The organism is Curtobacterium sp. MWU13-2055 (assembly GCF_023242305.1).
Classification (GTDB): Bacteria; Actinomycetota; Actinomycetes; order Actinomycetales; family Microbacteriaceae; genus Curtobacterium.
This window is the reverse complement of sequence record NZ_JALLIO010000001.1, coordinates 24,766-39,435: the sequence shown is the minus strand read 5'-3', so window position 1 is coordinate 39,435 and position 14,670 is coordinate 24,766. Positions and strand designations below refer to the sequence as shown.

Sequence of the window (14,670 nt, the reverse complement as noted above, 5' to 3'; positions counted from 1 at the left end):
GGACGGGAGGCCCGGTGCCAGCTGGCACCGGGCCTCCCGTTCGTCGGTTGCGGACCGCTAGTACAGGGCGCTCGCCAGGCGACGGCGGGCCGCGACGACGCGCGGGTCGTCGGTCCCGATGAGCTCGAAGTACTCGACCAGGCGGACGCGCAGAGCCTCACGGTCCTCGCCGAACACCGTCGGCACCAGGTCGAGCAGGCGCCCGAAGGCGTCCTCGACGTGGCCACCGGAGATGTCGAGGTCGGCGACCGCGAGCTGCGCCTGGACGTCCTTCGGACCCGCACCGGCAGCGGCACGGATGTCGTCCGCGGTGTGGCCGTTCAACCGGTCCAGGAGCGACACCTGCGCGAGCCCCGCGACGGCCATCTGGTCGTGCGGGTCCTGCAGGATCGCGGTCTTGTACTCGGTGATCGCCGTGGCGTAGTCGCCCTGCTCGATCGCGTCGTACGCGGCCTGGTGGTGCGGCGGCAGCGCTTCCGGCTCCCGCTCGCCCTGCTCGGCGGTGTCCTCGGGCGCGGCAGCACCGTCCACGGTGACGCGACCGGAGACGCCGTTCTGCTCGGCTGCCTGGAGGACCTGCTCGTACACGTCGCGGACCTGCGCCTCGGGCAGCGCGCCGACGAAGAGCCCGAGCGGGCGCCCGCCGATCAGCGCGGCCACGGTCGGGATCGACTGCGCCTGGAACGCCTGCACGAGCTGCGGGTTCGTGTCGGCGTCCACCTTGGCGAGCAGCACGCGCCCGCCGTACTCGGCGGTGAGCTGCTCGAGGATCGGCGAGAGCTGCTTGCACGGCCCGCACCACTCGGCCCAGATGTCGACGATGACGGGCACAACGGACGACAGCTCCAGGACGTCCTGGAACGTGTCGTCGGTGACGTCGAGCACGAGCGACGGGACGGTCAGGTCGCCGCCGGTCTCGGTGCCCGGCGCTGCTGCACCGGTCGGGCTTCCCGCCTGCGCCGGAGCACCGGCGGGCGGCTGGGGCGGCCGCTGTGCGCGGTCGACGAGGGACGACAGGTCCACGGCTCCGCGGAGCCCGGACGGGGTCGGGGGGATGTTGCTCATTGCACCTCACTCGCTGCGGTCAGGCCCTGCGTGAACCCGAGCAGGACCACTTTGTCATCCGAGGCGACCGGCGGCACGTAGAAGAGCAGCTGGACGCCGTACGTGGCGCTGATGCCCTTCTTGCTCGTGTCGACCCCGGACAGTGCCTTGACGGCACCCTCGGTGTTGACCTCGGCGCCGGAGGCGGTCGGGGTCACCTTCTCGATCTCGTTGAGGTCGGCGGAGACGAGCGCGCCGGCGTCGTCGGTCGCGATCGCGACGGCGGAGTCCTCCGGGGCCTCGGACGAGTACTCGATCTTCGCCGTGTCCGGCAGGGACTTCGCCTTCTTGTCCTTGTACGCCTTGCCGATGGTGGTGCGGAGGCCGTCACCCTCGGTGGCGAACATGTCGGCGTACTCGCTCTTCGAGTCCTTGGACAGGATGTCGCCGTAGGCGGTCGCGACCTGGTCCGGGGCGATCGCGAGGAGCTTCGACTGCGGAGCCAGGAGCGCCGCTCCGATCGACGTCGGCGCGAGGCTCGGGATCTTGGCGTCGGCCTCGAGCGAGACGTCGTAGGCGACCTTGTACGGGTCGCGCGCAGTGTCCTGCACGAGCGTCAGGGCCTGCGGTGCCGACTTGGCGTCGCAGTCCTCGGCGACGATCACGAAGACCGTGCGCGGCCACGTGTCGGTCTGCTGGGGCAACGCGACGCACACCTGACCGGCCGAGATCGCCGGCGGCGCCTTGGCGTCGGAGTCCTTGCCGCGGATGGAGTAGTTCGCCAGGCGCAGGTCGAGCGCGGCACCGGTGAAGCGGGTCTTCGCCAGGTCACGGTCGCGGGCGCCGTCGGACTGCTTCGCCACCGTGGCGATCCGCTCGACGACCCGGGTGATCTGCTGCTTGGTCGCCGCCGTGGGCTCGGTGGTCTCCGCCGCGCCGGTCGCGCTGGCCGTGGGGGTCGGGGTCGCGAGCGAGGGGTCCCCGCCCTGCGGCCAGTAGTCGGAGGAGCAGCCGGCCAGGGCGAGCGTGCCGACGAGCACCACGGGGACCGCGATGAACGCGCGCGATCCGCGGCGGCCCCGGGTCGGGACCTGTGCGCCGGCGGCGGCGGCGCGACGCGAGGCCCGCACGCGCGGCGGTCGGGTGCCACCGCTGCGACGACGCGGCCCACGACCGCGGCGCTGGTGCAGGAACGCCAGGATCAACAGCACGATGCCGCCGAGTGCGAAGACGCCACCGGCGACCAGCAGGGGCCCGACGGACGGCGTCGCGGTGTCCTTCGGCCAGGTGACCGAGACGTCGCTCGGGGCCGCGGCGGTGCCGTCGCTGACGATGAGGACCGAGACGTCCTGCGGCAGGCGGACCGTGAACTGCCCGGAGCCGTCGTACTCCTGGTACCAGAGGTCACTGCCCTTCGGCGACGGGACGGACGCCTCGGAGCCGGTGGTCTTGCCCACCAGCTTCGCGCTCTCGGCGTCGAACCGGAGCGTGGTGTGCTCGGCGTCACCGACCCACGCGTCGACGTCGGCCGTCTTGCCGTACGCCGCGAAGACCTTGCCGGAGCCGGACACGTTGATGCGCTGGTAGCCGGGGTTCGCGTTGAGCGTCGAACCGGGGATCACGGTGACCGGAGCAGAGCTGGTGGTCGAGCTGTCCGCGACGAGCGAGGACGGCGGAGCGAACACGGTCCGCTGTCCGACCGCCAACGCGACGAGCAGCAGGCCGATGACGAAACTGACGATCGCCAGGACGAATCGCACGAACACTCTCCCTACCGCGCCGGGGTGGGGATGTCGGCGCGCGAATCAGCGACTCAGGATAGCGAGCATGGCTGAGCAGCGCATCCATCCGGGCTGTCGTCGGACTCAGACGACCCCGTCGGGCCACCACTACAATCGACCGCGGGCCGGATCGGGCCCTCCGCCGAGCACCCAGGAGCGACACGTGGCGAACGACGAGGCAGAGTTCGGGACCGAGCTGCGCGGGTACCGCCGCGACGACGTCGACCGCTCACTGAACGACCTGCGCCGTGAGCTCATCAAGTCGAACACCGACCGTGCCGACGCCGCGAAGGAGATCCGTCTCCTGCAGTCCCGCGTCTCCGAGCTCCAGGGCGAACTCGACGAGGCCGGCACCCCCACCTACAGCGGCCTGGGCACGCGACTCGAGTCGACCCTGCGCGTGGCGGAGGAGCAGTCCACCCGTCTCATCAGCCAGGCGGACATCGACGCACAGCGCCTGCGGGCGTCGAGCCGGGCCGAGTCCGACCGCACCGTGCGCGAGGCACAGGAAGAGGCCCGCGACACCCTCGAGGACGCGCGCACCCGCTCCACCAACGAACTCACCCGTGCTCGTGCCGAGGCCGCCGACACCGTCGAGCGTGCCCGTGCCGAAGCCGGCCTGCTGACCCAGGACGCCCGCAACGAGGCCGCGGCCATCCGGGGTGCCGCGGTGACCGAGGCCGCCGAGGTCCGCTCCGTCGCCATCCGTGAGACGAACGCCCTGCGCGCCCAGGTCGAGCACGAGGTCGCCGAGCTGCGCGAGATCGCCCAGCGCGAGTCGGCCGACTCCCGCACCGCCGCGGCCGACCTCGACCGCGAGACCGAGCACCGCCGCTCGGTGTTCGAGGCCGACCACGCCCGCCGGGTCGAGGACCTCGACCACGAGGAGTCCACCCGCCGTCAGGCACTCGAGCGCGAGGTCGCCGAGGGGCGTGCTGCGTGGCACCGCGAGCGCGACGAGCAGCAGCAGGCGCACGCCCTGGCGATCGAGACCGGCCGCGCCGAGCTGCAGGCCGAGGTCGACCGACGTCGCGCCGAGATCGACGGCGAGTTCGCCGACCGCCGCCGTGTCGTGGACGAGGAACTCGCCGCAACCCGTGCCGAGTGGGACCGGGAGCTCGCCTCCGCTCGCACCGCCCTGGCACAGGAGGCCGAAGCGTCGCGTGCGCAGCTGCGCGTCGACGAGGAACAGACGCGCGTCGAGAACGAGCGCCTCGTGCAGGAGACCGCCGACCGCATCGCACGCGAGCTCGAGGAGCACGACACCCGCATCGAGCGGGAGCGCGCCGAGGCCGACGCCGCTGCCGAACGCGCGGACCGCGAGCACGAGAACGCGCTCGCCGCCCGCCGCGAACGCGAGCACGCCGAGGTCGACACCGAGATCGCCGACCGCCGCTCCGCCGAGCTCGACACGCTCGAGTCCGAGCGCACCGCCCTCCGTCAGGAGATCGACACCGCCCGCGCCGACCTGGCGAAGGAACGTGACGAGGCCCGTGCCGAGGTCGCCCGCGAGCGTGACGAGGCCCGCACGACGCTCGAGTCCGAGCTCGCCTCACGCCGGGACGACGCCGAGCAGGACTACCTGCAGAAGCACCACGAGACCGTCACCGAGACGCAGAAGTACCTCGACGAGGCGAACCTGCAGCTCGCCGAGGCCACGCGCCGTGCCACCGAGGCCCGCGAGCGAGCCGAGCGGCTCCAGCAGGAAGCCGACGACCTCGAGCGCACCAGCACCGCCGACGCGCAGGAGCACGCCCGCACCATCGTCGCCGATGCCCAGGACCGCGTGCACCGGATGGTCTCCGATGCCGAGGAGCGCACGGCTGCCATCACCGCCGAGGCGGAGGACCGACTGTCGGCGATCCGCACCGAGCGCGAGGCCGTGGCTGGCTACCTGGAGAACCTGCGCGGCGTGCTCACGCACGCGACCGGCCTGCTCGGGACCGCACCCGGTACCGCGCCCGGAGCGGCCGACGACGCAGTGGACGCGACCGAACGCTGACGCGAGCCGACCAGGAGGCGCGGGTCGCGCCTCCTGGTCGGCCCACCGCACCGAGGTGGGCACGCACCGTGCGTCGGACCGGCGAGTGCCGTCAGACCGGCCAGTGGGTCGGCAGCGGCGCGCTGCCCGGCACGACGAGGTCGGCGACGGCGTCGAGGACGATCCGGACGTAGCGCTCCCCCACCCACAGGTGCTTCGCGCCCTCGATCGGGACGACCCGGACGTTCGGGGCGACGGCGAACCGGGCGATCGCTTCGTCGGGCTGCAGGAAGTCGTCGTGCTCGGGCACCAGGGCCACCACCGGGACGTCCACGGCTGCCCAGCGCGCGAGCTCGTCCTCCGTGGTGCGGTGCAGCGGCGGCGAGAGCAGGACCACGCCCGCCACGGTGCCGGCCTCGACGTGTTCCAGCGCGTGCTTGAGGATCACCTCGGTGCCGAAGGACCACCCGACCAACCACGGCGTCGGCAGACCACGGTCGACCACCTCGGCGACGGCGGCTCGCAGGTCGAAGCCCTCGGAGACGCCCTCGCCGAACACACCCTCGGACGTGCCGCGTGGTGACGTCACCGACCGGAAGTTGAAGCGCAGGACCGCGATGTCCGCCAGGGCCGGCAGACGCGCGGCGGCCTTCTTGAGGACGTGCGAATCCATGAAGCCGTGCGCGGTCGGCAGTGGGTGCAGCGTCACGACGGTGCCCCGTGCCGGGCGCGACTCCGGTTCGGCGAGCTCCCCGACCAGGGTGAGGTGGTCGTCGGTGACGAGCTCGACGTCGGTGCGGCGAGCGGGCAGCTGCGTGGCGGAGCGGATCTCGCCGTCGGGCTCGGTGTGCTCGCTCATGCGATGCTCCAGCAGTGGTTGTGCCAGTGACGGCGTGATGCCAGGTCGGCAGCGTCGCCGAGGACCCCGTCGGAACGCCAGACCACCACGTGTGCGGTGCCGGGCAGGACCGTACCGCCGCACCCGGGGCAGACGTACTCCTTCTGCGCCGAGGCCGCGGAGACGGGCTGGACGAGGTACTCCCGCCCGCGGCGCACCTCGGTGCGCTTCCACGAGCTCATCAGCCGGTCGAGGCCGGTGTCCTCGTCAGGCTCGACGTCGCGACCACGGGGACGCCGCGGCCGGTTGCTGCGCGGCACCCCAACTGCCGATCAGTACCAGTTGTTCGCCTGGCTGTGGCCCCAGGCGCCGCAGGGCGTGCCGTAGACACCGGCGATGTAGTTGAGACCCCACGTGATCTGCGTCGCGGGGTTCGTCTGCCAGTCGGCACCGGCGGTCGCCATCTTGCTGCCAGGGAGTGCCTGCGGGATGCCGTACGCACCGCTGGGGTTGTAGGCGTTCACCCGCCAGCCGGACTCCTTGTTCCACAGCGAGACGAGGCAGTTGTACTGATCGGTGCCCCAGCCCCGGGCCGTGACGAGCTGCAGGGCGATCGCCTGTGCGCTGCCCGCGTCGGGCGTCGCGGCGACGGCGGCCAGCGTGTTCGCGGCGGAGACGGTCTCGGTCTCGGTCGCGGCGGCGTCGGTCGTCTCGTCGGTGGTGGCGTCGTCGGCTTCTTCCTCGACGACGGGCTTGACGACCTTGGGCGCCGGCACGGTCACGCCGTAGCCGTCACGGTCGGCAGCGGCGTCGCCGTAGGTGCCGTGCGCGGTGTACTGCTGCGGGGCCTGCGGCGTCTTCACGAGCACCGGGGTGTCGACCGCGGCCTGCGCGACGTCGGCCTGGAGCGGGTTGAAGAGCGACGCCCCGACGAAGAGGAAGACCCCGACGAACGAGAACGCCGGAACCGAGGAACGCTTCCGTGCGAAGGCGTTGACCGCGGCGGCTGCGCCACGGCTCGGCTGCTGCGCCGTCGCGGTGCGCTGCTTCGCGGCACGCGGGTCCACCCGGGCCGCGGGGGCCTCGTGCGCGAACGCGACGATGCGTTCGTCGGACACGCGGTTCGCTGCGACGGACTTCGGCGTCGCGACGGGACCGGTCTCCGGCAGGACCTGCGGGTTCGCCGGGAGCACCGAGGTGTCCGCCGTACGGGTTCGGTTCAGTGCCGCGCGGCGCTCACCCGAAGCCTGGAGGCTGAGGTGCTCGCGGGGATCGCGGTCGGAGCTGTGGTCTGCCGTGTGCCTGCCCATGAGTAGGACCAGGGTAACGGAACGATCACGGAAAGCGAAGCACCTGGGTGCAGCGCGTCGTCAGCGGACGGCGAGCATGACCTCGACGACGGCGTCGAGCAGCGCGTCCACCTGGCCCTCGCGGTAGCCGCCGTGCTTCGGGCGGAACACGATCGACCGCACCTCGGTGAGGCTCAGCGGCTTGCCCTCGCGGAAGTAGCCACCGAGGCGGGCCGCGAACGCGTCGACGTCCTTCGGGTGGTAGCCGGTGCCGAGCACGCTCACCCGGTTGAACCGCTGTCCGTCCGGGCGCTCGAGGCGGGCCACGACGTCGGAGGCCTTCGTGCGGGCCTCGGCGTACCAGGCCTTCTGTCCGGCGTCGCCGATCTCCCGCTCGCGCTCCCGGGCCGCGAAGGCGTCCTCGAGGCGCTCCAGCGCTGCGTCGACGTGCGAGGTGGAGTAGCCGCCCTTGCGCATCGAGAACGCGGTGGCGCGGATCTTCGCAGCCTCGATGCCGGGGGCGCTGTCGTCGGCGGAGTACGCGCGACGGGCGTCCTCGAGGAAACGCTCGACTTCGTCGACGTCGTATCCGAGGGCGGAGCGGGCTGCGGTCGGGAAGGTGGTGGCCACGGCGTCATTCTGCCAGTCCCGACCCGTGGCACAACCTGGACGCGCTGAGGGCAGCGCTCAGGGTGGGCCGACGAGGTCGATCGAGGTCGGTCAGTGGTTGACGATCAGGTACAGCACGTAGGCGACGGCAGCCGACGGCAGGATGCTGTCGATGCGGTCGAGCAGTCCGCCGTGCCCGGGCAGGAAGGACGAGATGTCCTTGATGCCGAGGTCGCGCTTGATCATCGACTCGGTGAGGTCACCCAGGGTCGCGGACCCGGAGATCAGCACGCCGAGCACGACGCCGGTCCACCACGGCAGGCCGAGCATGAGCCAGGCGACCAGGATGCCGACGATGATGCTCGCGGCGACCGAGCCAGCGAAGCCCTCCCAGGTCTTCTTCGGGCTGATCCGCGGCGCCATCGGGTGCTTGCCGAGGTTCAACCCGGTGGCGTACGCACCGGTGTCGACGGCGACGACGACCAGGATGAAGCCGATCACCCACAGGTTGCCCTCTGACTGCGCGGAGAGCAGGACGACACAGGCGCCGAGCAGCGAGATGTACGCCTGCACGAACAGGCCGTTCGTGACGTCGCGGAACACGTCGCCGGCCGACGGCTTCTGCCGCGAGAGCGCGACCTCGACCAGACGCCAGAGGCTGATCAGGACGATGCCACCGAGCAGCGTGAAGAGTGCCGCGACCTGCCCGAGCAGGAACGCCGCCGGCACGATCGCGATCGCGACGGCGACGCTCGGGATCCGCGGGACGTCCCGGCCGGCGAAGCGCATGGCGCTCGTGAGCTCGTAGACGCCCACGCCGAGCAGGAACGCCGCCACGACCATGAACGACGGCGGCCAGATGAGGAGCGTGCCGAGCATGACGACGGCGAACGCGAGCGCGATGCCGATCGCCGCCGGCAGGTTGCGCCCGGTGCGCGCCGTCAGGGCCTCGTTGCGCGCACCGAAGTCGGCCTTGCGCTGCCGGAGCTGCGCCTCGAAGTCGGTGCGGGCCGCTCGGGCACGCGCATCGAAGTCCTGGCGGAGCCCCTTCTTCACGGGCCCGGTGTGGTCGGGTCCGTGCTCTGCTGTGGGGCGTTCACCGCCCTGGTCCGGGCGGCGCATCAGACCTCGAGGAGTTCGGCTTCCTTCTTCTTCAGCGACTCGTCGATCTGGTCGACGTGCTTCTTCGTCAGGGCCTCGAGGTCCTTGTCGCCGCGCGAGATCTCGTCGTCCGAGATCTCACCCTTGAGCGCGTCGAGGTCGTCCTTGGCCTTGCGGCGGATGTTCCGGATGACGACCTTGTGGTCCTCGCCCTTCGTCCGCACGAGCTTGACGAACTCCTTGCGGCGGTCCTTGGTGAGCTCCGGGATCGTCACGCGGACGATGTCGCCGTCGTTCGTCGGGCTGGCGCCGAGGTTCGGGAACGTCGCGATGGCGCGCTCGATCTCCTTGAGCGCCGTCTTGTCGTACGGCGTCACGATGAGCGTGCGGGCCTCGGGCGTCTGCAGCGACGCGAGCTGCGCGAGCGGCGTCGGCGTGCCGTAGTACTCGACCGGGATCTTCTGGAAGAGCGCCGCGTTGATGCGGCCGGTGCGGACGGTCGAGAAGTCGTCCTTGGCGACCTCGACAGCCTTCGCCATCTTCTCGGTGGCTTCGGTCAGGACATCACTGATCACGGTGTTACTCCTTCGGTACTGGCGTCGAGTCTAGTCAGCGGTGCGGGTCAGTTGCTGACCACGGTGCCGATGCGCTCGCCACGGATGGCGGCCTGGACGTTGCCGTCGCCCTCCATGCCGAAGACGTGCATCGGCATGCCGTTGTCCATGCAGAGCGAGAACGCGGTGGCGTCGACGACCTTCAGACCCTTCAGGAGCGCGTCCTGGTAGGTCACGTGGTGCAGCTTCTCGGCCGTGGCGTCCTTCTTCGGGTCCGCCGTGTACACGCCGTCGACACCGTTCTTGGCGACGAGGACCTCGTCGGCCTTGATCTCGAGTGCTCGCTGCGCGGCCACCGTGTCGGTCGAGAAGTACGGCAGACCGGCGCCGGCGCCGAAGATGACGACGCGGCCCTTCTCGAGGTGCCGCTCGGCGCGCCGCGGGATGTACGGCTCGGCGACCTGGGTCATCGCGATGGCCGACTGCACGCGTGTCGCGGCCCCGGCCTGCTCGAGGAAGTCCTGCAGCGCCAGCGCGTTCATCACGGTGCCGAGCATGCCCATGTAGTCGGCACGGCCGCGGTCCATCCCGCGCTGCGAGAGCTCGGCGCCGCGGAAGAAGTTGCCCCCGCCGACGACGATCGCGATCTCGACCTCGCGCGCGGCGACGGCGATCTCCTTGGCGATGGCCCCGATCACGTCGGGGTTCACGCCGAGCGATCCGGCCCCGAAGGCCTCTCCCGACAGCTTCAGCAGTACGCGGCGTCGTCCGGTCTTCTCGTCGGTCATCTGATCGCACCCTTCGTCGTGGTCTCGTGGAAATGTACTCGCGGATGTGTCGCGTGTGTGTCGCGCCCGGAGGCGCGAAAAACGGGGCCAGGAACCTGGTTGGTTCCTGACCCCGTCACGGGTTCGTTACGCGCCGACCTTGACGCGGGCGAAGCCCTGGATCGTGATGCCGGCGTTCTCGGCGGCCTTCGCGACGGAGATCTTGTTGTCCTTCGCGTAGTCCTGGTCGAGGAGCGACACCTGCTTGATGTAGGCGTTCACCCGACCCTCGACGATCTTCGGGAGCGCAGCCTCGGGCTTGCCCTCCTCGCGCGTGATCGCCTCGACGGTCGCACGCTCCTTGGCGATCTCGTCGGCCGGGACCTCGTCGCGGGTCAGGTACGTCGGGTTCGCGAACGCGACGTGCTGGGCGATCGAGCGGGCCTCGGCAGCGTTGTCACCCTCGTACGCGATGACGACGGCGATCTGCGGCGGCAGGTCCTGGCTGGTCTTGTGCAGGTAGATCTCGAAGGCCGAGCCCTCGACACGGCGGACCGTGCGGACCTCGAGCTTCTCGCCCAGTGCGGCGGCCGACTCGTTGACGACCTCGAGGACGGTCTTGCCGTCGACGGGGGCGGCGTTCGCGGCGGCGACGTCAGCTGCACCGGCGGCCGCGACGGCCCCGAGCACCTTGTCGGCCAGCGTCGTGAACTTCTCGTTCTTCGCGACGAAGTCGGTCTCGCTCGCGAGCTCGACGACCGTGGCGGCGCCGTTCTCGGAGCTCGCGACGACGACGCCCTCGGAGGTGGCACGGTCGTCGCGCTTGGCGACGGCCTTCGCACCCTTGATGCGGAGCAGCTCGACGGCCTTGTCGTAGTCGCCGTCGGCCTCGACGAGCGCGTTCTTCGCGTCCATCATGCCGGCGCCGAGGTCCTCGCGGAGCTTCTTCACGTCAGCAGCGGTGAAGTTTGCCATTGACTGTCCTTTCTGGACGGTACGTGTGTGGAGAGTGGTGACGCAGGCGCCGGACCCGATCGGGTCCGGCGCCTGCGACAGGTCACTCGGCGGGGGTGGTCTCCGCGGCTGCCTCGGCCTCGGCCGTCGGCTCCGCGTTCTTCGCGTCGTCGGCGATCGGCTCGCCGATCTCCTTCGCGGCGACCTGCGCGTCAGCGTTGTTCTCCTCGACGGTCGCACCCTCGGGAGCGGCGTCGGCGGACGGCGTCGCGGCGTCGCCACCGAGGAGCTCCTGCTCCCACTCGGCGAGGGGCTCTGCGGCCTCTTCGTCGTCGCCACCGTTGTGGCGGGTCTTCAGGCCCTCGGCCGCGGCGTCGGCGACGATGCGGGTGAGGAGACCGACGGAGCGGATCGCGTCGTCGTTGCCCGGGATCGGGTACGTGATCTCGTCGGGGTCGCAGTTGGTGTCGAGGATGCCGATGATCGGGATACCGAGCTTCTGCGCCTCGTCGACGGCGAGGTGCTCCTTCTTGGTGTCGACGATCCAGAGCGCGCTCGGGGTCCGCGTGAGGTTGCGGATACCACCGAGGGTCTTGTGGAGCTTGTCCAGCTCGCGCTTCTTGATGAGGAGCTCCTTCTTGGTGAAGCCCTTCGTCGTGTCGTCGAAGTCGATCTCCTCGAGCTCCTTCATGCGCGCGAGGCGCTTGGAGACCGTCTGGAAGTTCGTGAGCAGACCGCCGAGCCAACGCTGGTTGACGTACGGCTGGCCGACGCGGGTCGCCTGCTCGGCGATGGAGCCCTGGGCCTGCTTCTTGGTGCCCACGAAGAGGATCGTGCCACCGTGCGCGACCGTCTCCTTGACGAAGTCGTACGCGCGGTCGATGAAGGCCAGCGACTGCTGCAGGTCGATGATGTGGATGCCCGAGCGCTCGGCGAGGATGAAGCGCTTCACCTTCGGGTTCCACCGACGGGTCTGGTGTCCGAAGTGGACGCCGCTGTCGAGCAGCTGGCGGATGGTGACGACGGCCATGTGCCGTCCTCCTTCTGTGTTCTCGGAGCGCAGCTGTGCTGTGCCCCTGTTGCGGTTGTGTCGAGCACGACCGGAGGTCGTGATCCCTGGCGTCCTGGCACGCGACCGCCCGCTCGTGAGAGCGGGACCGGTGGTCGGGTGCCGGGTCGGAGACGGCGAACCGTTGACGACCCTGTGGACACGCGAAGTCAGCGCGCATCAGCGCACTGCTGGAGAAATGCTAGCAGACAGGAGGCCCGGATCACGCGCGCCGACCGGCTGAAGTGATCCGGGCCTCCTGTCCGGTGTTCTGGGTGTCTCAGACGCGACTGATCACGCCTTCGCGTTCACCGTGTCGCCCTCGGCGGAGATGCCCATCTCCTCGAGCGAGCGACCCTTGGTCTCCGGGATCTTCGCGATGACGAAGAAGAACGAGATCAGCGCGAACAGCGCGTAGATGCCGTACGTGACCGTCAGGTTGAAGCCGGACAGCACCGGGAAGGTGATCGTGACGATGAAGTTCGCGACCCAGTTGGCAGCCGAGCCGATGCCGAGCGCCGTGGCGCGGATGCGGTTCGGGAACATCTCGCCGAGCAGCACCCACATGAGCGGACCCCACGTCGCACCGAACGACACGACGAACAGGTTCGCGAAGATGAGCGCGATGACGCCCCACGCGCCGGGCAGGCTCGGGTTGCCGTCCACGATCGTCGACTGCGAGAACGCGATCGCGACCATCGCCAGCGACACGAACATGCCGGCGGAACCGGTGACGAGCAGCGGCTTCCGACCGACCTTGTCGACCAGGAAGATCGCGATGAACGTGACCGCGACGTTGACCACCGACGTGATCGTGGAGATGAGGAAGGAGTCGCTCTCCTTGAACCCGACCGCCTGCCAGAGCGTCGTCGAGTAGTAGAAGATCACGTTGATGCCGACGAACTGCTGCAGCACGGCCAGGATGATGCCGACCCAGACGATGGGCTGCAGGCCGAAGCGGTTGCCCCGGATGGAGCCCTTCTTCTCGTTGGCTTCCTTCTTGATGCCGTCCTGGATCTCCTCCAGGCTCGTGTTCACCGTGTCGCGCGGGACGATCTTCGTCATGACCGCGCGGGCGTCCTCCGTCCGCCCCTTGGCGAGCAGGTAGCGCGGCGACTCCGGCAGCGTGATCGCCAGGATGCCGTAGACCACCGACGGGATCACGCCGACCAGGAACATCCAGCGCCAGGCCGGCAGACCGAAGACCTCGGCGGACGCGCTGCCTGCCGTGACGGCGAAGAACTGGTCGGAGAGCAGCGCGGCGAAGATACCGAGCGTGATGGCGAGCTGCTGGAATGAGGCCAGGCGCCCGCGGATCGCCTTCGGCGAGACCTCGGAGATGTACGCCGGCGCGATCACCGAGGCCGTACCGATGCCGAGGCCGCCGACGAGACGCCACAGGACGAAGTCCCACGTGGCGAACGCGAAGCCGGAGCCGATCGAGCTCACCAGGAACAGCACCGCGGCCCAGAACATCACCCGGGTGCGACCCCAGCGGTCAGCGAGTCGACCGGCGAAGTAGGCGCCGAACGCACAGCCGATGAGGGCGGACGCGACGGCGAAGCCGCTCGCCGCCTCGGACAGGCCGAACTCGCCCTTGATGGCCTCGACGGCGCCGTTGATGACCGACGAGTCGAAGCCGAAGAGGAAACCGCCCACCGCTGCTGCGATGGCGAACGCGGTGACCTTCCCCTTGAACGCACGGTCCTCGCCGTGCCCGGTGGCTGTGTTGGACACGATGCTCCTGGGTTCTGCCGGCCGTGCTGCTGTGGGCACGGTGCCCCGGCGGTCGGCTCGTTCGCCGTCCGTGCGGCGTTGCGTGGTCCGGAGCGGCCCCGACTGTACTCCTCGTGGTGGATGTGGTCATAACCGGGTGTGCTCGGTGCGCGGGGCGGGGCGGTCGGGTCGGGTCGGGTCGGGTCGGGGAGGGTGTCGCCTCGACTCGGAACGACACCGTCGATGTGGTGCGACATCGAGGACGTCGTTCGTTGCGGTCGCTTCGTCCCTCCACAGGCCGGGAGGCCCGCCCCACCCTCCACGGACCGCCTCACCTCGGTCGTGTGGCCGGTCCGTGGCGGACAGAGTGACGGCATGCTCCTGTTCCCCGGCTCCGGCACTCGGCTCCCTCCGGTCGCCGCGATGGTGGTGGTGATCGGGATGCTCGGGGCGCTCTGGACGGCCACCGCGTCGTTGCCCGGACCCGTGCCCGCGCCGGAGGACCTGCGCGACCACCGGGATCGCTCGGCGGCGACTCGTGCTGCCGAGCCGTGGGTCTGGCCGACCGACACGCGGGTGGTCGAGCGCGGGTGGGAGCCGCCGTCCGACGACTACGCCGCCGGTCACCGCGGGATCGACGTGCCGGCGCCGCTCGGCACGAGTGCGGCGGCGGTCGACGACGGCACGGTGGCGTTCGCCGGACCCGTTGGCGGCAGGAGCGTCGTGACGGTCGATCACGGCGGCGGGCTCGTCAGCACCCTCGACTCGGTGCAGCCGCTCGTCGCTGCCGGGGACGACGTCCGACAGGGTGATCCGGTCGGCCGGGTGTCCGTGGGGCACTGCCCGGCCTCGGCACCGTGTCTGCACCTCGGCGCGCGGGTCGACGGCCGCTACGTGGACCCGACGTCGTACCTTCCCGCGGCCGAGTGGCCCGTCCTGTTGCCGGAGTCCGCCTGGCCGGGGTGAGCGTCGGCGACGAGCGGTGGGC

General features: G+C 70.5%; 14 protein-coding genes. 2 read left to right on the top strand and 12 right to left on the bottom strand.

Features of this window, described 5'->3' with window-relative positions; all coding sequences use genetic code 11:
- Window positions 1-57: 57 nt before the first annotated feature.
- Both M4960_RS00190 and M4960_RS00185 read right to left on the bottom strand, forming a co-directional pair.
- Complete coding sequence (locus tag M4960_RS00190) at window positions 58-1,065, bottom strand: tetratricopeptide repeat protein (protein WP_248703184.1); 1,008 nt, start codon at window positions 1,063-1,065, stop codon at window positions 58-60.
- Window positions 1,062-2,804, bottom strand: coding sequence for a hypothetical protein (locus M4960_RS00185; protein WP_248703183.1), 1,743 nt, complete (start codon window positions 2,802-2,804; stop codon window positions 1,062-1,064). Before M4960_RS00185 ends, M4960_RS00190 begins: the two co-directional genes overlap by 4 nt.
- Window positions 2,805-2,988: 184 nt before the next feature.
- Between M4960_RS00185 and M4960_RS00180 the strand changes: the two genes are divergently transcribed.
- Entirely contained in the window at window positions 2,989-4,827 is a 1,839-nt protein-coding gene (locus M4960_RS00180; RefSeq protein ID WP_123294786.1) for a hypothetical protein, read from the top strand.
- 91 nt (window positions 4,828-4,918) lie between these two features.
- Here M4960_RS00180 and M4960_RS00175 read toward each other — a convergent pair whose 3' ends face one another.
- The 10 genes from M4960_RS00175 to M4960_RS00130 form a co-directional block, all read right to left on the bottom strand.
- Window positions 4,919-5,665, bottom strand: a complete 747-nt coding sequence (locus M4960_RS00175) for an alpha/beta hydrolase (RefSeq protein ID WP_123294787.1) — start codon at window positions 5,663-5,665, stop codon at window positions 4,919-4,921.
- Window positions 5,662-5,964 (bottom strand): hypothetical protein, encoded by a 303-nt coding sequence (locus M4960_RS00170; protein ID WP_235035894.1) that lies wholly within the window; start codon window positions 5,962-5,964, stop codon window positions 5,662-5,664. Before M4960_RS00170 ends, M4960_RS00175 begins: the two co-directional genes overlap by 4 nt.
- 12 nt (window positions 5,965-5,976) lie before the next feature.
- Window positions 5,977-6,954, bottom strand: coding sequence for a lytic transglycosylase domain-containing protein (locus M4960_RS00165; protein WP_248703182.1), 978 nt, complete (start codon window positions 6,952-6,954; stop codon window positions 5,977-5,979).
- Between the two features lie 60 nt (window positions 6,955-7,014).
- Window positions 7,015-7,563: a DivIVA domain-containing protein gene (locus M4960_RS00160; RefSeq protein ID WP_111086090.1), complete on the bottom strand. Its 549-nt coding sequence runs from the start codon at window positions 7,561-7,563 to the stop codon at window positions 7,015-7,017.
- A gap of 90 nt (window positions 7,564-7,653) precedes the next feature.
- The gene (locus M4960_RS00155; RefSeq protein WP_131919913.1) at window positions 7,654-8,598 is read right to left on the bottom strand and encodes a phosphatidate cytidylyltransferase; all 945 of its coding nucleotides are present in this window, start codon (window positions 8,596-8,598) and stop codon (window positions 7,654-7,656) included.
- Window positions 8,599-8,663: 65 nt separating this feature from the next.
- Entirely contained in the window at window positions 8,664-9,218 is a 555-nt protein-coding gene (frr, locus tag M4960_RS00150) for a ribosome recycling factor (protein ID WP_111086089.1), read from the bottom strand.
- Window positions 9,219-9,265: 47 nt separating this feature from the next.
- A complete protein-coding gene (pyrH, locus tag M4960_RS00145) occupies window positions 9,266-9,985 on the bottom strand; it encodes a UMP kinase (protein WP_111086088.1) in 720 nt (239 codons plus the stop codon).
- A gap of 126 nt (window positions 9,986-10,111) precedes the next feature.
- Window positions 10,112-10,939, bottom strand: coding sequence for a translation elongation factor Ts (gene tsf / locus M4960_RS00140; protein ID WP_111086087.1), 828 nt, complete (start codon window positions 10,937-10,939; stop codon window positions 10,112-10,114).
- 82 nt (window positions 10,940-11,021) lie between these two features.
- A complete protein-coding gene (gene rpsB / locus M4960_RS00135; protein WP_111086086.1) occupies window positions 11,022-11,948 on the bottom strand; it encodes a 30S ribosomal protein S2 in 927 nt (308 codons plus the stop codon).
- 312 nt (window positions 11,949-12,260) lie between these two features.
- Complete coding sequence (locus M4960_RS00130; protein WP_235035896.1) at window positions 12,261-13,703, bottom strand: sugar porter family MFS transporter; 1,443 nt, start codon at window positions 13,701-13,703, stop codon at window positions 12,261-12,263.
- Window positions 13,704-14,057: 354 nt separating this feature from the next.
- On the opposite strand from M4960_RS00130, the gene M4960_RS00125 reads away from it, so the two are divergent.
- Window positions 14,058-14,648: a M23 family metallopeptidase gene (locus tag M4960_RS00125; protein ID WP_248703181.1), complete on the top strand. Its 591-nt coding sequence runs from the start codon at window positions 14,058-14,060 to the stop codon at window positions 14,646-14,648.
- Window positions 14,649-14,670 lie beyond the last annotated feature (22 nt).

Bases quoted from the DNA above. Each gene is read 5' to 3' on its own strand.
- M4960_RS00165 (WP_248703182.1), bottom strand. From the start codon at position 6,954: ATGGGCAGGCACACGGCAGACCACAGCTCCGACCGCGATCCCCGCGAG.
- M4960_RS00125 (WP_248703181.1), top strand. From the start codon at position 14,058: ATGCTCCTGTTCCCCGGCTCCGGCACTCGGCTCCCTCCGGTCGCCGCG.
- pyrH (WP_111086088.1), bottom strand. From the start codon at position 9,985: ATGACCGACGAGAAGACCGGACGACGCCGCGTACTGCTGAAGCTGTCG.
- M4960_RS00175 (WP_123294787.1), bottom strand. From the start codon at position 5,665: ATGAGCGAGCACACCGAGCCCGACGGCGAGATCCGCTCCGCCACGCAG.
- rpsB (WP_111086086.1), bottom strand. From the start codon at position 11,948: ATGGCCGTCGTCACCATCCGCCAGCTGCTCGACAGCGGCGTCCACTTC.
- tsf (WP_111086087.1), bottom strand. From the start codon at position 10,939: ATGGCAAACTTCACCGCTGCTGACGTGAAGAAGCTCCGCGAGGACCTC.
- M4960_RS00190 (WP_248703184.1), bottom strand. From the start codon at position 1,065: ATGAGCAACATCCCCCCGACCCCGTCCGGGCTCCGCGGAGCCGTGGAC.